The 18,518-nt window shown below is 38.8% G+C and carries 18 protein-coding genes; 7 read left to right on the top strand and 11 right to left on the bottom strand.

Going from position 1 to position 18,518, the window contains the following annotated elements:
- Positions 1 to 13 precede the first annotated feature (13 nt).
- Both argG and argC read left to right on the top strand, forming a co-directional pair.
- Positions 14 to 1,198: an argininosuccinate synthase gene (gene argG, locus IQ31_RS04000; RefSeq protein WP_075990906.1), complete on the top strand. Its 1,185-nt coding sequence runs from the start codon at positions 14 to 16 to the stop codon at positions 1,196 to 1,198.
- Between the two features lie 102 nt (positions 1,199 to 1,300).
- Positions 1,301 to 2,314, top strand: a complete 1,014-nt coding sequence (gene argC, locus IQ31_RS03995; protein WP_145327158.1) for an N-acetyl-gamma-glutamyl-phosphate reductase — start codon at positions 1,301 to 1,303, stop codon at positions 2,312 to 2,314.
- Positions 2,315 to 2,500: 186 nt separating this feature from the next.
- Here argC and IQ31_RS03990 read toward each other — a convergent pair whose 3' ends face one another.
- From IQ31_RS03990 to IQ31_RS03975, 4 genes are all read right to left on the bottom strand, one after another.
- Complete coding sequence (locus IQ31_RS03990) at positions 2,501 to 3,187, bottom strand: pirin family protein (protein ID WP_145327157.1); 687 nt, start codon at positions 3,185 to 3,187, stop codon at positions 2,501 to 2,503.
- A gap of 10 nt (positions 3,188 to 3,197) precedes the next feature.
- Positions 3,198 to 3,920 (bottom strand): dioxygenase family protein, encoded by a 723-nt coding sequence (locus IQ31_RS03985; protein ID WP_075990909.1) that lies wholly within the window; start codon positions 3,918 to 3,920, stop codon positions 3,198 to 3,200.
- A gap of 75 nt (positions 3,921 to 3,995) precedes the next feature.
- Positions 3,996 to 4,685, bottom strand: a complete 690-nt coding sequence (locus tag IQ31_RS03980) for a LytR/AlgR family response regulator transcription factor (protein ID WP_075990910.1) — start codon at positions 4,683 to 4,685, stop codon at positions 3,996 to 3,998.
- A gap of 61 nt (positions 4,686 to 4,746) precedes the next feature.
- Positions 4,747 to 5,901, bottom strand: a complete 1,155-nt coding sequence (locus IQ31_RS03975; protein ID WP_088160116.1) for a sensor histidine kinase — start codon at positions 5,899 to 5,901, stop codon at positions 4,747 to 4,749.
- Positions 5,902 to 6,330: 429 nt separating this feature from the next.
- Between IQ31_RS03975 and IQ31_RS03970 the strand changes: the two genes are divergently transcribed.
- On the top strand, positions 6,331 to 7,623 hold the full coding sequence (locus IQ31_RS03970; protein WP_145327156.1) for a DUF3472 domain-containing protein: 1,293 nt from the start codon (positions 6,331 to 6,333) through the stop codon (positions 7,621 to 7,623).
- Positions 7,624 to 7,728: 105 nt separating this feature from the next.
- Here IQ31_RS03970 and IQ31_RS03965 read toward each other — a convergent pair whose 3' ends face one another.
- Positions 7,729 to 8,565, bottom strand: coding sequence for a hypothetical protein (locus IQ31_RS03965; protein ID WP_145327155.1), 837 nt, complete (start codon positions 8,563 to 8,565; stop codon positions 7,729 to 7,731).
- 272 nt (positions 8,566 to 8,837) lie between these two features.
- Here IQ31_RS03965 and IQ31_RS03960 point away from each other — a divergent pair, with 272 nt between their 5' ends.
- From IQ31_RS03960 to IQ31_RS03945, 4 genes are read left to right on the top strand one after another with little or no spacing between them, the layout of a single operon-like run.
- A complete protein-coding gene (locus tag IQ31_RS03960) occupies positions 8,838 to 9,353 on the top strand; it encodes an RNA polymerase sigma factor (protein ID WP_075990914.1) in 516 nt (171 codons plus the stop codon).
- Positions 9,354 to 9,394: 41 nt separating this feature from the next.
- Positions 9,395 to 10,084, top strand: a complete 690-nt coding sequence (locus tag IQ31_RS03955) for a hypothetical protein (protein WP_145327154.1) — start codon at positions 9,395 to 9,397, stop codon at positions 10,082 to 10,084.
- Between the two features lie 6 nt (positions 10,085 to 10,090).
- The gene (locus IQ31_RS03950; protein ID WP_120333165.1) at positions 10,091 to 10,612 is read left to right on the top strand and encodes a DUF4252 domain-containing protein; all 522 of its coding nucleotides are present in this window, start codon (positions 10,091 to 10,093) and stop codon (positions 10,610 to 10,612) included.
- 6 nt (positions 10,613 to 10,618) lie between these two features.
- A complete protein-coding gene (locus IQ31_RS03945; RefSeq protein WP_075990917.1) occupies positions 10,619 to 11,164 on the top strand; it encodes a DUF4252 domain-containing protein in 546 nt (181 codons plus the stop codon).
- A gap of 93 nt (positions 11,165 to 11,257) precedes the next feature.
- On the opposite strand, the gene hemL is transcribed toward IQ31_RS03945, so the two are convergent.
- The 6 genes from hemL to IQ31_RS03915 all read right to left on the bottom strand — a co-directional run bounded on the left by hemL (position 11,258) and on the right by IQ31_RS03915 (position 18,495).
- The gene (gene hemL, locus IQ31_RS03940) at positions 11,258 to 12,568 is read right to left on the bottom strand and encodes a glutamate-1-semialdehyde 2,1-aminomutase (protein ID WP_145327153.1); all 1,311 of its coding nucleotides are present in this window, start codon (positions 12,566 to 12,568) and stop codon (positions 11,258 to 11,260) included.
- A gap of 87 nt (positions 12,569 to 12,655) precedes the next feature.
- Complete coding sequence (locus tag IQ31_RS03935) at positions 12,656 to 13,048, bottom strand: hypothetical protein (protein WP_145327152.1); 393 nt, start codon at positions 13,046 to 13,048, stop codon at positions 12,656 to 12,658.
- 142 nt (positions 13,049 to 13,190) lie between these two features.
- Positions 13,191 to 14,159, bottom strand: coding sequence for a porphobilinogen synthase (gene hemB / locus IQ31_RS03930; RefSeq protein ID WP_070561999.1), 969 nt, complete (start codon positions 14,157 to 14,159; stop codon positions 13,191 to 13,193).
- Positions 14,160 to 14,249: 90 nt separating this feature from the next.
- Entirely contained in the window at positions 14,250 to 15,836 is a 1,587-nt protein-coding gene (gene hemC / locus IQ31_RS03925; RefSeq protein WP_145327151.1) for a hydroxymethylbilane synthase, read from the bottom strand.
- A gap of 358 nt (positions 15,837 to 16,194) precedes the next feature.
- Positions 16,195 to 17,436 carry a glutamyl-tRNA reductase gene (gene hemA, locus IQ31_RS03920; protein ID WP_075990921.1) on the bottom strand — a complete coding sequence of 414 codons (1,242 nt, stop codon included), beginning with the start codon at positions 17,434 to 17,436 and terminating at the stop codon, positions 16,195 to 16,197.
- 219 nt (positions 17,437 to 17,655) lie between these two features.
- Positions 17,656 to 18,495, bottom strand: coding sequence for a flagellar basal body-associated FliL family protein (locus IQ31_RS03915; protein ID WP_075990922.1), 840 nt, complete (start codon positions 18,493 to 18,495; stop codon positions 17,656 to 17,658).
- Between the last annotated feature and the right edge of the window lie 23 nt (positions 18,496 to 18,518).

The following is an 18,518-nucleotide window of genomic DNA, read 5'->3' as shown; positions in this document are numbered from 1 at the left end:
AAATAACATTCTAATGAAAAAAGTAGTTTTAGCATTTAGTGGCGGATTAGATACTTCATTCTGTTGTATTTATCTTACACAAGATTTAGGTTTAGAAGTTCATTCCGTAGTTGTAAATACAGGTGGTTTTTCGGATGAAGAATTAAAAAATATTGAAGAACGTGCTTATGCTTTAGGTGTGAAATCACATACAGCTATAGACGAAACGGCAGACTATTACCGCGAAACTATTAAATTTTTGATTTTTGGCAATGTGTTAAAAAATGCGACTTATCCATTGTCAGTATCTGCTGAGCGTGTATGCCAAGCAACCGCAATTGCAAACTACGCAAAGAAAATTGGCGCTGAATGTGTTGCTCATGGATCTACAGGTGCAGGAAACGACCAAGTACGTTTCGATATGATTTTCCAGACCCTGATTCCAGGAGTGGAAATTATCACCCCAATCCGTGATCTACAATTGTCGCGTGAAGCCGAAATAGAATATTTGAATAAGCATGGTGTAGAGTATTCTGCTGAAAAAGCAAAATACTCCATCAATAAAGGTCTTTGGGGTACTTCTGTTGGTGGAGCAGAAACATTGACATCCAACCAATACTTACCAGAGTCGGCATGGCCAACTCCAGTGACTTCTTCAGAGCCGCAACAAATTACAATCGATTTTGAAAAAGGAGAGCCTATTGCATTAAATGGTGAGAAAATGGCTTCCGTTAAAGTGATTCAAGAATTACAGACAATAGCTCAACCATACGGTATTGGCCGTGATATCCACGTTGGTGATACCATCATTGGTATCAAAGGCCGTGTGGGTTTTGAAGCCGCTGCTTCTGTCATTTTAATCAAGGCACATCATGCCTTAGAAAAACATACCTTAACTAAATGGCAATTGTCCTGGAAAGATCAAATCGCTGCTTTCTACGGAAATTATATGCACGAAGGCCAAATGCACGATCCCGTTATGCGTGATATCGAAGCATTCTTGCAATCCTCACAGGAAACAGTGACTGGCCGAGTGATTGTTGAACTTCACCCATACCGTTTTGTCGTCATTGGTGTCGAGTCTGAACACGATTTGATGTCCAATAAATTCGGCAGCTATGGTGAAATGAATAAGGGCTATACAGGTGACGATGTGAAAGGTTTCTCCAAAATTTTTGGAAATCAAACCATCATTTGGCACAAAGTGAATAAAAAATAAACCGTGTTTTATGCCATGTATTTTTTCTTAAAGTAAACTTGATAAGAAAAAGTACATGGCATGATAGGTGATAATGCATACCTAAATTCTAAATTCAAAAAAATGATAAGAGTAGGAATAATTGGTTCGGCAGGATATACTGGTGGTGAATTATTACGTGTATTGATTTATCATCCTGAGGTGGAAATCGTATTTGCTAATAGCGCTTCCAATGCAGGAAATAAGTTATATGAAGTTCACAATGATCTATTTGGTGATACTGAATTGACCTTCTCTTCGGACTTTCACTCCGCGATTGATGTATTGTTCTTATGTGTTGGTCATGGTGATGCACGCAAATTTTTAGATGCAAATCCAATCGATGCATCCGTGAAGATTATTGATCTCTCACAAGATTATCGTCTTCGTGCGAATACAGCTTTCCAAGGTCAACAATTCGTGTATGGGCTTCCGGAACTAAACAAAGAGGCAATCAAAACGGCTCAGTATATTGCTAATCCAGGATGCTTTGCAACAAATATCCAATTGGCTTTATTGCCATTAGCGAGTAAAGGCTTATTACCTGATCAAATCCATGTTAATGCAACGACTGGATCAACAGGGGCAGGACAAAAACCAGGTGCAACAACGCATTTCTCCTGGCGTAACAATAACCTTTCTGCTTACAAATCTTTTGAACACCAGCATTTGCAGGAAATTTCAGAGTCCTTGGATCAGCTACAAGCGGGATTTTTGCCGGTGTCAGACGGATCATTGTTGGAACGTGCTGCTGCAAAAATTAATTTTGTTCCTCAACGTGGCGATTTTGCCCGCGGAATTTTTTCGGCAATTTATGTAGACACCGATTTGTCTGAAGAGCAGGCCTACGCATTGTATGACAGCTATTATGCCGCTCACCCTTTTACACATGTCAGTCCTAAAAATATTGACCTCAAACAGGTCGTTAATACAAATAAAAGTATTATCCACCTCGAAAAGCACGGAAATAAGCTCCTTATTTTAAATGCGACCGATAATTTGCTGAAAGGAGCATCTGGTCAAGCTGTACAAAATATGAACTTAATGTTCGGTTTAGACGAGCGTACAGGATTAAACTTGAAAAGCGTTGGTTTTTAGCCATTTTTAAAATATTAAACAGCAATATCAACAAGTTGTGAGTAACTTGAGGGATCACCTTAAAAGCGAAATGAGGTTTTCAACATTTTATTAACATCGTGTGGAAAAGTGAAGGGTAGACCCTTCACTTTTTTATGTTTATCGTGGTCGTTATTTTGGAAATCATCGTTTTTTAAATCTATTCCGTTAGAAACACAAAACCACCAAAAGGCCAGTTGCCGATAAGCATTCGATGTCTAAATTTTTTGAATCTGGTAGATAAAGACCATCAGATGGATAAAGAATACGTTCTTCAACTTCAAAATTACCATCTAATGCAAATGCAAATGCGCTTTTTTGGTCTTGGCCAATCTGTAATTCAAAATCATGTTTTCCGGCAAATGCACCGAAGTAGAACTGAAAATCAGTAGCTAAGTCGGTGCCTACAGGATACATCTTGTTTTTCTCAAACGAAGATGAAAGTGGAAGATTCACAATATGAGGTAGTGTAGGAGTGTTTATTGCCGAATTAAGCACAAATTCTTGAAAGATCGCAGGCTCCCCAACTTCGGATGATGCCTTTATGTGAATTGCCGTATTATTTTCAAAATTGTGTACTAAGATTGTTCCGACAGGAACGGTATAGGTTTGGCCATCCATCGTCACGAGTAGATCCCCAACCAAAGGAATCAAAAATGAGACTGTATCCTGATTGGTCGGGAGTTCCAAAGTCTCTTGAAGCGCGACTTGCCAGCTATTGACTTGTTGCAACCGGCCAATAGCCTCCCGGTGAGGAGCAGCAAAAGAGCCATAATTGAGTGTGCTCCTGACTAAATGTGTTCCGATTGATGTTTCCCCTCGCTGTTCCGCGATATAGATTCTAATATCCTGCATGATCAGGCTGTTAAGCATTAACATGAATCGTCATTTTCATTTGGAAACCTTCAGATAAGGATCCTGTGACCGTAGACATTTCTTTGGTAACACCATCGCTGAATACGTTGTCATTGGCATTATAGGTATATCCTGAAACACCTTTTTTGTAACCATAAGAAGAACCTGTGTTATTGACTTCAAGACACAGACTATCTTGAAAGGCGATTTGCGTCACTAATAGCGATTTACCTGTAGCATCATATACATGAACGTGAATATGTGTTGCTCGACCTTGATACCAGCCCGGAAAGATGGTTTGGAAAGAAACAAGTCCATTGGCATTCGTAACTTGTCTACCGCGGTACCAATTGACAGACTGGTAGTTGCTGGATTGCATCTGTGTTCCGCCATATTGGGAATAGTTACCTTCCACATCACAATGCCAAATATCCACTAAAGCTCCTTCTAGTGCCGCACAGCTATTGTTTGTATTAACAATGGTAATTAAACCGAGCATATTCGCCCCAATACCATCACCTTTGCGTATATCTGATCGGACATAACTTGAAGGTGTTTTTGTCGGAAAAGGCCCTTCGGTTTCCGAAGGTGTTACACTGCAGCTTGAATCGACATTTACGTCAGTGCCCTCATCTGTAATTGATGTGGTATCGTCTTTCTTGCAAGCTGCCCAGACCATTGGCCCTGAAAATGCGAGCAATGATAGGGTTTTTATAAAATTTTTGCGTTCCATATCTCTTCTTTTTTATTTATGGAAGCAAGGTAATAGACGGAGATGTAAAATAATGTTAAGTAACGATAAAGAGGCTTATTGCATCGACGAATCACGTAGACATTGGATAACCTCATTATAGTAACCATCGCCGACTTTCAATGTGAAGTTGGGTAATTGTACTTTACGCTGTGAAAATGTAATGATGTGTTTGACTGCGATAACAAAGCTGCGGTGGATACGGATAAACTGATTTTTTGGCAAACGCTCGAGCATGGCTTTCATTGTCGATAGAGTCAATATTGTTTTTCCGTGTATAAGGTGTATTTTGATATAATCTTGCATGCTTTCCAAGCACTCAATTTCGTCAAGATAGATCTTGATTCGTTGATATTCTACACTCACGATTAAAAAGGGGCGATGGCTCTGTGTAGCTGAACGTGTCATCGCTTTATCGATGGCCCGTTCAAAACGGACGAAGTCAAATGGTTTGAGAAGATAGTCTACTGAATCAAGTTCAAATCCATCTATCGCATACTCCTTATGTGCTGTGGTGAAAATCAATAAAGGTCTTGGTTTTAAGTTCTTTGCAAAATCAATACCATTGATCTCGAGCATATCAATATCCAAAAAAATCAAATCAACACTGTTATTGGCGAGATATAGCTTCGCTTCATGGGGGTTACTGAAGGTTGCAGCAAGCTGTATAGCAGGATGCTTTGCTGTGAACGTCGAAATAATACGAAGAGCCAGGGGTTCATCGTCAAGAGCTATGCAAGTTAACATCGATTAAATTAAGATAAACTGCTTTTGTATATATAATCGTATAGCCTAATATAGAAACAATTTATGAAGAAATGTAAAGGATAAGCTGAACGAAAAAAGAATGATCCTCCTGCTGGATCGTCAGGCGATGTTTGTTGGCATAAAAATGTTCCAATAGACGTTTAACATTTTTAAGACCTGTTCCTGTTCGGTGTTGTTCGGTTGACTGTGTAGCTATGCTATTCTTTACATTTAATACACAGGATGTTGGCGTTAGAATGACTTCAAAACTTAATTGGGAGGGCTCTATTGTGCTTAATCCATATTTGAACGCATTTTCAACAAAAGGAAGCAACACAAATGCGTGTATCGTTTTAGGGTGTTCTAGCCCCGCATAGTGTTCACTGATAGAACAATTTGGGCCAGTGCGTAGCTTTTGGAGATTGATAAAATCTTGTATAGCCTGTATTTCAATCTTGATGTCAATCGTATCACTATGCCGTTCATCCATATAATAACGCATTAATTGTGAAAGACGATGAATACTACTCGCGACGGCATCATCGTTGGTCAATGCTAATGCATAAATATTATTTAAGGTGTTGAACAAAAAGTGGGGGTGGACCTGGGCTTTTAAGAAGGAAAGTTCGGCCTTCATCCGGTCTTGTTCGACCAATTGCATCTTTTGCTGAGTTTCCATCCAGTAGGTTACGATTCTATAGAGTGCGGCAAGGCTAATGGTTAACAGGAAAATATACACGGAAGCAATATCGATGGGTTGTGGCCGTTGTCCCGGGGTCTGCCCCGGACCTCGGTCTGGGGAATGCCTAGCAGATGGCGGCGGTGGAAAATCAGGGTGATGCCTAGACGAAAATTCTCTTTCTCCAGGGGTAGGTAATTGCTGACGTCCAATATGCATCAAGCGATCGAAGGGCTGAAGATAACAGGCTAATAACAAGCCTGTCAAAATAATGGAGATTCCGTAACTGATAAATTTTCGTTTTCTTATCGCATAAGGAATTAGCAGGTAAGCATTGACATAGAATAGGATTAAAAAACAGCCTGTGAAAATCCAAAATGCCGGCGCAAAAAGTATTTCCTTAATTTCCAATTGACCGTTGTTAAAAAATAATACTGGAAAGGATAAGAAAATAAGCCAGGCGAGTCCATGGATCAATATGGAGATTTGTTTTTGTCCTAAGATACGTTTTGATGTGCTATCAGCCGATTTGTCCATGGAGCTTGCAATTTTAGCTTTTATTAAAGGGGACTCTGATCTTAAAAATACACAAAAAGATTAGATCGTATTTTTAAAATGTTAAAATACACATCTCATTTTATAATAGTTCATTTAAATGGAAAGGAATAATGGTCAATTATTGCTGTTTTTTTACACAATCGATTGATATACATTTCCTTTCTTTTTCTGTAAATCTAAGCCTTATCTTCATCAAATAATCCAGTTTCACAAACCGATACCATCTTTATTCAATAGTAAAGTGCAACAGAAAGATAGCTGATAAATTGAGTTTCAGAACAACTAAAGGAGTTTGGTTTCGTGAAGTATTCGAGTATAGCAGCATCTCGAATGCATGGCAAGCATTAATAACCGCAGGTAGTATAACTAGCCTAGGTTTGATATATAAATTGATAAAAAAAATAAAGTATGAAAAGAAAACACTTTATCCAGTATCTCTTTATGGGAGCTTTATCCTGTCTTTCGATAAGCAGTATAGCGCAAACAGTAGGGAAGACTTATGCCGTACCACTTGCCGGGAATGCTTTCATTACCGCAGGACAAGCTGGTGAAGCGGAAATTTCCGGTCGTAATGGCCTTGTAAAATGGTCAAGCGATCAGGAAGTGGTATCGGTTTATTTTAGGGCTCAAAAGGCGGGGAAATTGACTTTGAAACTGAAGGCAAAAAACGATGCTGGAAAATCCAAAATAGCAGTAGACGCTTTAGGAAAAAAGACGATCGTGAATGTGGAAAGTATTGAGCTGTCGGAAACAGCGCCTCTGTCGATTGATGTAAAATCGCCCGGTTACGTTCAGGTTAATTTAAAAGGCTTAAGTAAATCGGGAAGCAATTTTGCCGATGTAACCGAATTGCTTGTGAGCGGCGAAGCGGCTTCGGAAGGTCTTCTATTTTCCAATGATCCTGAGTATTACTATTGGTCCAGAAGAGGCCCTTCTTGTCATCTCAATTATACTGTTCCTACGGAGGGTAACGTTAGTTACTATTATAACGAAGTAACCGTCCCTCAAGGAGAAGATAAAGTTGGTTCCTATTTTATGGCGAATGGTTTTGGCGAAGGCTACTTTGGTATACAGGTTAATTCAGAAACCGAGCGACGTATCTTATTTTCCGTCTGGAGTCCATTCCACACAGATGATCCGAAAAGTATTCCAGATGAGCAAAAAATCCATCTACTAAAAAAAGGAAAGGATGTGCATTCGGGTGAGTTTGGAAATGAAGGGTCAGGCGGACAGAGTTACCGTAAGTACTTTTGGAAAGCAGGGGTAACCTATAAGTTTCTCTTGAAAGGCGTGCCCGATGGAAAAGGGAATACTGATTATACGGCTTGGTTTTTTGTACCCGAAGAGAATGCATGGAATGTGATCGCAAGCTTCAAACGTCCGCAGACAAACACCTACCTGAAACGATTCCATAGTTTCTTAGAGAACTTTAGTCCTAATCAAGGCTACCTGGGTAGAAAGGTTGAGTTTGGCAATCAATGGGTCTATGATGGACAATGGAAAGCTGTACAGGAGGCTTCTTTCAGTGTCGATAATACGTATCGTGCAAATCAACGCATTGATGCAATCGGCGGCATTACCAAAAACGGATACTTCCTTAGAAATGGTGGTTTCTTTAATGACGTTGTTAAGCCAGGAAGTAAGTTTGAATTCCGAAATAAAAATAATGCACCGAAAATTGATTTTGACAAACTGCCTTAATCAAAGAGGAATAAAGACAATGTCTTTTTGTCGCTCAAAGTTTGTCCTAAATACAAAAGAGTCACATTTTAATGCGACTCTTTTGTGTTTAGGACAGCCCTCAATTTATTTTTCAGACAGTTTGATATCACGTTCTACCGAAACATTATCTCCAGTAACAGCATTACCATCCTTATCCACTAGAGTCAATTTTACTTTATTGTTGCCCATTGGCAGCCCTTTTATCTCATATGGCCCCCATTTGTCCAATGTAAATGTCTGGCCATTGATATCTGCAATTACCTTGTTGCCGTCTGGAGCAAGTTTGGTATTGACTACGTAAAAATCTAACAGGAGATTTTTTGTTTCAGCTCCTTTATACTCACCTTTAGGTCGCGAATAGAAAAGTGATGGTTCCTTTGGTGTTGCATCTGTCGTCAATTTACCCGTTGCATCAATCTTAAATTTTACCAATTTAGAAGCTTCAGTGGTTTTTATGGATTCATGATAGGATCTTGATAAAAATGAGAGCAGGTAATGTTCCGAATTTAACGGTACTGTTACGGAGTTCTCGGGTTTGTAAAGAGCCGTGTAAGGTTTATTGTCTAAAATAAAATGGATATGTTGGCCATCATGCGAATTTGCCATATGGGCAGCATGGGCATCATCGGTCATCTCAGTCAATTTGAAATTCTTAATCGCATATTTTACAGTTACTTTTGCGGAGTCTGTTCCTACCTTTTCTGCAGTGATCGAGGCAATCTGCAGATCAGCTCCAGGAAATTCTTTCGAGTCTGCAATAGGACTAACGGTGATTGAGTCCATTTTTTGTGCAGTATTTGTGTCGATACTGCTGCTTGAGTCAGCTCCACCTGTACTTTTTGTAGAAGAGTTGTTACACCCAATAGCGCCTACCAATAGCGCTATTGCAGCAGTAATACCTGTAATTCTGTAATACTTCATAATTTTTTTGTTTAAATTTTTAATCATTCAGCATCTTAAGTAACAGTCTATGTTCCTATTTTGTTTGTAATAAGGTTAAAAATAGGCCGTTTGGGCTACTCATTGAAGTTTAATACACAATGAATTAAATATTTTTTAAAAAATAGTCATATTAGATGTAATAAATCGATCTGCTGAAATGTCTTGATTATATAAAAGGCACGGGTGATATTGAGATGGAGCATAAGCCGATTAAAAATTAAAATAGAGTAAGTCTCAATATTGACGATAACATGAATCAAGAGCAATTTAAAAATACCGTTTTCATCCATAAGGATAAGCTATTTCGCTTTGCGAAACGGATCTTGATTGATGATGACGAGGCTTTTGATGCGGTACAAAATGTGATGATGCGGTTGTGGCAATTAAAAGATCAGTTGCTTCAATACAAAAATATGGAAGCCTTCTGCATGCAGAGTGTGAAAAATGAAGCACTCAATCGTTTAAAAAGAGATAAGGTCCGGGCGGATTTTGTTGAACAGCATCAGGTTGTTGCGATGACCGAACATACCGTTGGGAATACGAAAGAAATTATTCTGGAGATGATCAATTCTCTTCCCGAAAAACAACGGCTTGTTATGCATCTGCGCGATGTTGAGGATTATGACATCGATGAAATCGGTGAAGTATTGGAGATGGGGGAGTCAGCAGTCAGAGTTAATCTGATGCGTGCAAGACAGAAGGTAAAAGAACAATTGACAAAATTATTCGATTATGAAACCACGCGGATTTATTCAGGTAAAAAATAAACCCGATTGTTTCATCTTCTTTGAAAATAAGATATACAGTGATGAAAGATAAGAAATTAAAAGAATTGGAAGAGAAGTACTTTAATGGCCAGTCGTCATTAGAGGAAGAAAGAGTATTGAAAAACTCGGATAATGCTTTTTTTCAATCATTGAATCAGGAAAAAAATAAGACAATGGACTGGTCCTTTGAGGACTTCCAAAGTGAGATCAATGATGATAAGAAACGTATTGTGTGGTGGAATAATAGCTGGATAAAATATGCAGCAGCAGCCATGTTGGTAATGGCTATTGGAATTGCACTATTCCTAAATCAGGAATCAGCAATACAAGGACCTGTGCTCGCCAAAAAAGAAATGAGTGAGTCGAAGCCTGCCGATAAGAAGCTGCTTGACGATCAAAATATAGAAATAACAGCTCCCAAACTTAATGATGAGGTAAGTGCGGAGGACAGTGGAAAGGCGATGCGAACAGCAGAAACTTTTAAACGTCCAAAAGTAAAAAAACAGGCCAAAGATTGGATAGTGAAGAAAGAAGTCGTGACTGAAAGTTCGGAATTGACAACAGAAGAGTCCTACCGGGCAGATTATGTTGTTTTAAATGGGAAACCTGTCGCGAATGAACAGGAAGCTGTTGAACTGACCCTAAAATCTTTGGGCTTACTGGCAAATAATCTGGAAAATGGTGTAGATAAAGCAATGAATATAAAACAAATGTCAATAACGATTAACTAAAATAAAATGAAAGGTTTTTTAATAGCTTGCCTTCTACTTGTAGCAAGTATGGCAAATGCACAAATTTCAAAATTGGATAAACTTTTTGAACAATATCAAGGAAAGAAAGGTGTAACGACACTCAAGATTGGGGCGCCGATGTTCAAACTATTGGGTAATTTGAAAATAGACGATGAGGATATGCAGACAATTACACCACTGCTTAAGAATGTTAAATCGTTGCGGATGCTGATTGTTGAGGATGGAGAAGATAAAGCTTTAACAGGTATTATTCGGGGGGCGGTGTCTAATTTAAAATATGAAGAGCTTATGTCACTCAACAGTGATGGACAAGATATCCGATTCATGGTAGAAAATATGTCCGCAAATGCCGATATCCTAAACAATCTGTTACTTACAATCAATGGAGATGGGCAAAACCTATTTATGATCCTGGACGGGGCTATACCGTTGAAAGATGTGACTAGCTTGGTCAACGAAGGGAATAATAAAGTGAATAAGAACAAAGGAGATAACAACAAAAAGTAGAAAATTATGAAAAGATTACTAACCTTGTTGTGCCTAGTTGGCGTTCTTTTCTCCATGCAATCATGCATGATAAAAAAAGCGTCCAATATGGACTTCGTCAGTCGGTCTAATGTATCTGACGATGCTGAGATTGTTGCGATTAATTTACCGATGTGGTTAACAAAACCCTTTATGAAAAAAGCCTTAAAGGATGATAATGATGAAGATACTCGTGCAATGGCCGAAATTGTAAAGAAATTGAAGAAGTTCAGAATGCTGACACTGTCAAATAATGATAAAATAAAGAATGCGCGTATTTTGGACGATTACCATAAGTTTTTAAAGAAAAATAAATTTGAGGAACTTCTGGTTATTAACACCGATGGCCAGGAAATTTCGCTAAATGCTCGTATTGATAAGAACAATGTCATTCAGCGGGTTTCTTTATTGGTCCATGATGATGAAGATGAAAGTGTATTTATGGATATCAAAGGTAAGTTTTCGTTGGATGAACTTATCGCCGGATTAAATAAGATGAAATCCAAAGATAAGAAGTTGGCAAACAAACTTTAATAAGTACGTTGATTCAAACCGAAACTTCCACTAACCTATAAAAAAAGCCCTCCAGTAATATACTAGAGGGCTTTTTTTAAAGTAGTTTGATTTTTATGCGCTAAAGACAATGTCCAACGCATCAAAAATATGTTTTTTTGCCAGGTCAAGATCCGCTGCTGTATGTGCATCAGAAACAAAACCTACTTCATAGCCTGAAGGGCCAAAATAAACGCCGCGATTTAACAACTCGCGGTGCATAATTTTATAAGATTCCATCGATTTAGGATCGATTTCACTCGCTTTTTTAATTTCTTGCTGTTCTGTAAATGCAAACCAAAAAATAGAAGCAACATGGAAAAGTTGAACTTTATATCCTTTCTCGGCAATATAAGTACGCATATCATTGACGAAAGCCTCTGTTTTGGCATTTAAATTTGTGTAGAAATCCTTTTGAGCCAAGATACCCAATGCAGCAATGCCGGCAGCCATAGCAACTGGATTTCCGGATAAAGTTCCTGCTTGGTAAACTGCACCATCAGGAGATATACAGGCCATCAATTCTTTTGAGGCTCCATAAGCACCGACAGGCATTCCGCCACCAATAATTTTACCGTAGGTAATAATATCAGGTTGTACATCATAGTAAGCTGAAGCACCTTCAAAACCAACACGGAATCCTGTGATCACTTCATCCATAATCAACATTGCACCATGTTCTTTGGTGATATTACGTAAGAAGTGAACATACTCCTTAGATTGCAACAATAAGCCATTGTTTGCAGGTATACCCTCAATGATAACTGCCGCAATCTGATCTTTAAACTCTGCAAAAGCAGCTTCTAAAGCTTGCTTATCGTTTAATTCGATAACAATGGTTTCGTCTGCAAATGCTTTAGGTACACCGGCCGAAGATGTCTCACCAAAGGTTACCAGGCCAGAACCAGCTTTTACCAAAAGAGAATCGGAGTGCCCATGATAACAGCCATCAAATTTGATGATCTTATCACGTTTCGTATAGCCTCTAGCCAAACGGATAGCAGACATTACAGCCTCGGTGCCAGAACTGACAAAGCGAATTTTCTCAATAAATCGATTGTTTTCGATAATCAACTCAGCTAGTTGGTTCTCCAACGCAGTAGGAGCGCCAAAACTTAAGCCTTTCCCGAGTTGTGCCGCTACTGCTTCACGAACTTGATCATTATTGTGCCCTAAAATTAGGGGACCCCATGAACAACAAAAATCGATGAATTCATTGCCGTCCGCATCCCAAAGATGTGCCTTATCGCCACGTTCAATAAATAATGGGGTACCATATACGGATTTGAAGGCCCTAACAGGAGAGTTTACGCCTCCAGGGAAATATTGTTTTGCTTTTTCAAATAGCTCAGCAGATTTTGCTCTTGAAATATCAGGTGCTTGCATAGTCTATGTATTTGAATGCGAAGTTATCTTTTTTTGAGAAGATAAGTCTCATAGAAACGTAAGGAATCCATAATAGCCTGATATTAGCTATTTAAATTGAGTAATAGTTTCCTTTTTTAGCAATTGTATTTCCTGTTGATTGACAAACAGGATAATCTCATTGGCTGACTTAATTTCAATCTCAAAAGCCGTCTTGTTATCATTATATTTTCCAAAAAGGTTTGGACTAAAAAAGTACCCACTGAATTTTTTGCTATCTAATATTGCAAAATTGCCCACTTTTTGATGAACTGAAGTTGGGGGACTTTGATGGTTTGAATTTGAAAAGGTGAAAAAGGCGTCGCCATTCTTATTAAATATGATTGATTTCAATTTAGCGTTGGCCGCAATCCAATTGCCTTCTAAAAAGGAGTAAAATGTATGTTCATGTACGGAAGGAGCCGATAACAGGAAACTGCTGATTATAATACTTTTTAACATAATAAGGTGGATTATAATTTTCTGTTTGACCGCAATGTAATAAAAAGGTTTAAATAATATTTTAAAAAAAGCAGAAGCTCGGAAATGAATTCCCGAGCTTCTGTTAGTTATATTCCGATTATCGAAGATAATTTGGAAGTTGTTAAATAAAACCTTTCTCCAATACTTCTTTGGAATGGTAGGATAAGATTGCAGTAGCGCCAGCACGTCTGAAGCTCAATAACGTTTCTAGAATGACACGTTCGTCTAACCAGCCGTTTTGAATAGCCGCCTTTAACATCGCATATTCTCCGCTGACATTATATACCGCAATTGGCAGATCGAAGTTGTCTGCAAGAAGTTTAACGATATCTAAGTAGGGAAGTCCTGGTTTTACCATCAGAAAATCTGCTCCTTCCTGTGCATCGAGCTGTGCTTCGATAAGCGCCTCTTTTGCATTGGCAGGATTCATCTGGTAGGTCTTTTTATCGCCATGCTTGGGCGCCGAGCCTAAGGCATCTCTAAAAGGACCATAATAGGCCGAAGCATATTTTGCCGTATAGGACATCAAAGAAACGTTTGTAAAACCATTATGGTCCAATAGCTCACGGATGTAACCGATGCGACCATCCATCATATCTGATGGAGCAATGATATCTGCACCTGATTGCGCATGTGCCAAAGCCATCTTGCCCAATACCTCTAATGTCTCATCGTTTAGGATCTCACCGTTTTCGACAATTCCATCGTGCCCATCACTGCTGTAAGGGTCCATAGCAACATCCGTTACGATACAAGCTTCCGGAAAATTTTTCTTTACAGCTGCAATCGCACGTAAGTATAAACTTCCATCACGGTAGCTTTCTGTAGCATATTTGTCTTTTAAGGACTCTTCAATGTTAGGGAAAAGATCAAATGAGCGTAAGCCCAACTTTAGGCAACTTTCCACTTCTTTCAATAGATTGTCTATTGAATAGCGATAGATGCCAGGCATCGATTTAACCTCAGTTTTTTGATTTTGCCCATCGACGATAAAAAGTGGGAAAATCAAATTTGACGCGTCTAAACGTGTCTCTTGAATCATGTCGCGAATCACGGCAGATTTACGATTTCTTCTCGGACGTTGTAACATTATATTAAGATTATTTATGATCTATGTTGTTTATTTCAAAGTCAGTGGAATCGTTTACCGACGTTGAAATACAAACTACTTTATACGATTCTAATACTCCAATCCAAAAACGGCTTCAGAAAGACCTATTTCATCTGGAGAATAAGGAAGTGTATAAGGGACATTCATCTCATCAAACTTTGCACCGGTAGAGCGGCCAATACAAATTACTTTCTGGCCCGGTTCCAACAGATTGTCCGCAAAATAAGCTTCCACGTTGCTTGGACTGGTAAAAACCAATACTTCCGCATTGGATGGATCTACATTTTCTTCTAAGACCGTTTCGTATACCGGTATATTGATGATTTTCGTCTCCGCGCTTAACGCTTTTTGGATTGTTTCCAAAGATTCTTTCGCACGTGGAATAAGCACGGTACCACCATTGGCCAATTCAGCAAATTTCTTCGCAATTTCCTCCATATTGATGCCCTCACTGTCGCCAGAGAAATCAGCAACGCGGTCATATTTACGCAAAATCTCTTCCGAGCCGCGGCCAATGACACCGATCTTGGTCTTTTTGCTCAAACGAGGCTCTAAATTGAAAAAGTGCTCAATACCATTTTTGCTTGAAAATATAATCCAGTCAACGTGTTTTAGGATAAAAGGATCCAGTTTATTGATAATAGGGAATATTTTGATTAAAGAACGGCCCTCAATAGTAATATTATGCTTGCCCATTGCTCTTGCGAAATAGGAATTTTCGTCTACCTCCCGGGAGATAAATACAGATTGTGGAAGCTTTCTATCCTTTGCATACTTATTGAAAATTCGCTCCGCTAAACGTGTCGCATCGGTATCTCTAAGGTAAACACGATCAGGGAAATCTTCACTTGTTTCAGCAATAGAGGCCCAAGCTTCGTATTCATCGCCGCTTTTGCGGCAATAACAGCCAAGTGGCGCATGACAGCCGGCGTCAAATTTATTTAATACCAAACGTTCTACGGAGATTGTTTTTGCCACTTCTTCATTATTCAGGGGCTGTAAAGCTCCAAAAAGTTCCCTGTCAACCTCACGGATCTGAATAGCAAGTACCCCTTGCGCTGGTGCCGGAATAATTTCAACAGGAGGAATCTCCTCCACATGAAAATCTGTAATATCCATTTCAATACGGCTAATACCTGCTTTTGCAAGTACTATGGCATCATATTGCTCATCACGTAGTTTTTGGATTCTTGTCTGCAAATTACCACGGAGATCGTCAAATTCTAGATCAGGACGTAGTGCCGAGATCTGCGCTTTTCTACGGTTAGATGATGTTCCAACTGTCGCATTGTGCTTTAATGAAAGACGTTTTTTGATGTCTACACAATCTTTGTGGATAATCAATAATTCAGCTGGATCTTCGCGCTCAGAAACCGCTGCAATGATCAATCCTGGAGGATTGACCGTAGGTAAATCTTTGTGTGAGTGTACAGCTAAATCAATGGTCCCGCTTAAAAGCTCTTCCTCAAGCTCTTTAGTGAAAAATCCTTTGCCTTCTAATTTATCCAAACGAAGGTGTTGAATAATGTCACCTTGTGTTTTAATGACTTTTAATTCTGCTTCAATTCCGATTTCTGCCAATCGATCTTTTACAAAATTTGCCTGCCACATGGCAAGAACGCTTCCCCGGGTACCGATAATTAGTTTTCTATTCACGTTAATTTTACTTTACCTATTAAAACAATCACAAAGATGCTCCACCGGTAGCTACGTATTCAACTAGCACAGAATGTGTTTCAATTCAATTGAGCCCCGGAAAATGAACAATTTCGGAAAAATGTGTTTAATACCATTAATCAGAGCAAAAATAAATAAATAGAAGGAATATGTTGACACGTTACTGTCATTATATGTCAGGAAATAATTGATAAACCGAAATTTATGGGAAACAGTCAAAGGGTAGCTCCATGGGATGTGAGCAGAGCACATTCAGCGAGCAGAATAACCTTAGTACAAAACCTAGGGTGATAATAAAAAGTAGAAGGAAATCACTGCTCCAAGAGCAGGTTTAGTATTAGTTCTTTTCCGTTTCTGGAGTTTTAACCAAAATTTCTTTCGCCATAACCATTGGAACCTTGATGTATTTCTTTTCCATATAGTTGATGACTTTTTCCAAGACCTCTCTCGCTTCGGGGGTTAGGGCTTGAACCTCTTGAGCAAAAACCTCATTTAGAGCGAATGATTTAATTTCTTTAATCTTCTCAGGAACCTCACGCATAGCAACTTCTACGCGTCGCTGTTTGATTAAAGGTAAAAATTCTTGGATATTGTCCTGGATAATCTTTTCGGCACTCTCCAATTCATTATAACGCTCTTGGATGTTTTTCTCCGCAATAGCTTGTAAGCTGCTCACTTCGATATAATGAATCGGATTATTTTGGAGAACTTCAGCATCAACATCATTCGGAACGGCTAAGTCAATGATAATTTTCTTATCAGTCTCTCCGTTTAATAACGATTGGTAAAGTGTGTTGTCAATAATGGAGGTAGGCGCACCTGTACAAGTAATCAGAATATCAAAGCCTTCTTTGTACTGATCAATATCAGCCAAGGGGTAAGCTTCAGCATTTAATTCTTCGGCTAGGGCCTTTGCATTCTCCACTGTGCGGTTGAAAATAACGAACTTAGCTTTTTGGTTCTTCTGGAAATATTTTGCTAAATTCTGATTGGTTTCTCCAGAACCAATGATGACGATTCTAGGGTTTTCAACCAGTTTTAATTCGCGTAATTTGCGATAGGCAAGAGAGACAACTGAAATTGGGTTTCTGGAAATTTTAGTATAGGTGTATACTTCTTTAGCAGTTTTTACGAGACGATCCATCATCAGACGTAGAAAATCTCCAGTAAAACCAGCTTCTCTACAACGATCATATGCGCGACGTACCTGTGCCAAAATTTCTTTTTCACCAACAACAAGACTTTCAAGTGAACATGACATCCGAAGCAGGTGATTTAAAGCATCCATACCCTCGTATTTGTTGACCTGTCCCAAGTAACATTGTAGTCTTTCCTGAGGTACACAGAAGTTTAATTTCCCCATAAAATCAGCAATGAATTCATGGGTCAATTCATGAGCACCATAAAATACAAACTCTACTCGGTTACAAGTACCAATATAAAAGATCTCTGGAATGTCTAGGCTATGCTTTAGATTGATGAGGCGACTTTCTAAATCCTCATTGCAGATCACTAGATTACCTAGATCTTTTAGTTCGACATGTTTATGAGTAAACGCTAATACTTTAAGATTTTTCAAAGCTCTAATCCCTCGCTTATATTTAACGGTACAAATGTAGCTTAAAAGCTTTGTGCTTGTGTCAAAAATCTGTCAAAGGGATTAATTTAGAAAGATTTTAAATAGCTGTTTTTTCTATTTAATAATCTGTTTTATAATTACTTATGTTATAGCTTGATGCTAAATGATTTTCGTCACGATAGATCGTGACGAAAATTTTAAGCGATAAAATACGATAATCTATTCTTTAATACCCGTATTTGTGCTTGCAGAGTCGATGGTAACATCTTCCAATTCTTCCACATAAGGTTCTTCTTCAGAAGTAGTAGCTTCTTGAATTTCACTATCACTATATTGATAATAGCTGTCGAAGGTCTTGCTGCTTTTATTGTAAATTAATGCGTACTTGGAGTTTTTGTTCTTGACAATAATTCCATCGGCAGGAGCAGGTACTAACTTCATCTCGTCCATAAAAATTTTCTGTCCCTTTTTGAAGCTGTTAATGAGTGGCAGTTCGCTTGAATATTCCTTCCAGAATAAAATATCGCCTTTTGCCGATATGATCCAGATGGCACTACTCTGGTAGTCGTTCTTTTCTACTAGGAAAGCCATTTCTTTATTCCAACTGTCTGAATCGTTGCGATCTGTAAAGTTTCCATAGCAGAAAACAGATTTAGCCCGATCTTTTATCCGGGTAAACTTGTATATAGGTTTATCATCTACGGGCTCTAGGTAGCTATTGCCCATAAATATCTTTGTAATCCCCCTTCTGTAGCGTAATGGAATGTTGTCGTATTCCGGAAGAGTGAAGATTGCATTATTCCAATGTTGATAGTCTTCTAATGAACTCCATCCATCAGCATCTTCCAGGTCTTTGGGATCGGCATTGTCAAATCCGACGGCAGCCGTGGCGGCACTGTCTACCTGCAAGCCGTCGAAAGCTTGTCGCTGGCTATAATTGTAATACCCGCCACCCGCTAGAATAACCAATAGGACGGCGCCAATAATGATATATACCCTTTTCTTTTTATTTGGCTGTGCGGGTTGTTCTGCAGCGATTTCTTCAACTTCTCTTTTCATGTTTATTGTTCGGCTTAATGCTA

The sequence above is a fragment of the Sphingobacterium siyangense genome (genome assembly GCF_007830445.1).
GTDB lineage: Bacteria > Bacteroidota > Bacteroidia > Sphingobacteriales > Sphingobacteriaceae > Sphingobacterium > Sphingobacterium siyangense.
Note: the sequence above shows the minus strand (reverse complement) of the source record. Positions and strands in the feature narration are given on the sequence as shown.

Coding starts and splice junctions, on each gene's coding strand:
- argG (WP_075990906.1), top strand. CDS start 14: ATGAAAAAAGTAGTTTTAGCATTTAGTGGCGGATTAGATACTTCATTC.
- argC (WP_145327158.1), top strand. CDS start 1,301: ATGATAAGAGTAGGAATAATTGGTTCGGCAGGATATACTGGTGGTGAA.
- IQ31_RS03990 (WP_145327157.1), bottom strand. CDS start 3,187: ATGCAGGATATTAGAATCTATATCGCGGAACAGCGAGGGGAAACATCA.
- IQ31_RS03985 (WP_075990909.1), bottom strand. CDS start 3,920: ATGGAACGCAAAAATTTTATAAAAACCCTATCATTGCTCGCATTTTCA.
- IQ31_RS03980 (WP_075990910.1), bottom strand. CDS start 4,685: ATGTTAACTTGCATAGCTCTTGACGATGAACCCCTGGCTCTTCGTATT.
- IQ31_RS03975 (WP_088160116.1), bottom strand. CDS start 5,901: ATGGACAAATCGGCTGATAGCACATCAAAACGTATCTTAGGACAAAAA.
- IQ31_RS03970 (WP_145327156.1), top strand. CDS start 6,331: ATGAAAAGAAAACACTTTATCCAGTATCTCTTTATGGGAGCTTTATCC.
- IQ31_RS03965 (WP_145327155.1), bottom strand. CDS start 8,565: ATGAAGTATTACAGAATTACAGGTATTACTGCTGCAATAGCGCTATTG.
- IQ31_RS03960 (WP_075990914.1), top strand. CDS start 8,838: ATGAATCAAGAGCAATTTAAAAATACCGTTTTCATCCATAAGGATAAG.
- IQ31_RS03955 (WP_145327154.1), top strand. CDS start 9,395: ATGAAAGATAAGAAATTAAAAGAATTGGAAGAGAAGTACTTTAATGGC.
- IQ31_RS03950 (WP_120333165.1), top strand. CDS start 10,091: ATGAAAGGTTTTTTAATAGCTTGCCTTCTACTTGTAGCAAGTATGGCA.
- IQ31_RS03945 (WP_075990917.1), top strand. CDS start 10,619: ATGAAAAGATTACTAACCTTGTTGTGCCTAGTTGGCGTTCTTTTCTCC.
- hemL (WP_145327153.1), bottom strand. CDS start 12,568: ATGCAAGCACCTGATATTTCAAGAGCAAAATCTGCTGAGCTATTTGAA.
- IQ31_RS03935 (WP_145327152.1), bottom strand. CDS start 13,048: ATGTTAAAAAGTATTATAATCAGCAGTTTCCTGTTATCGGCTCCTTCC.
- hemB (WP_070561999.1), bottom strand. CDS start 14,159: ATGTTACAACGTCCGAGAAGAAATCGTAAATCTGCCGTGATTCGCGAC.
- IQ31_RS03915 (WP_075990922.1), bottom strand. CDS start 18,495: ATGAAAAGAGAAGTTGAAGAAATCGCTGCAGAACAACCCGCACAGCCA.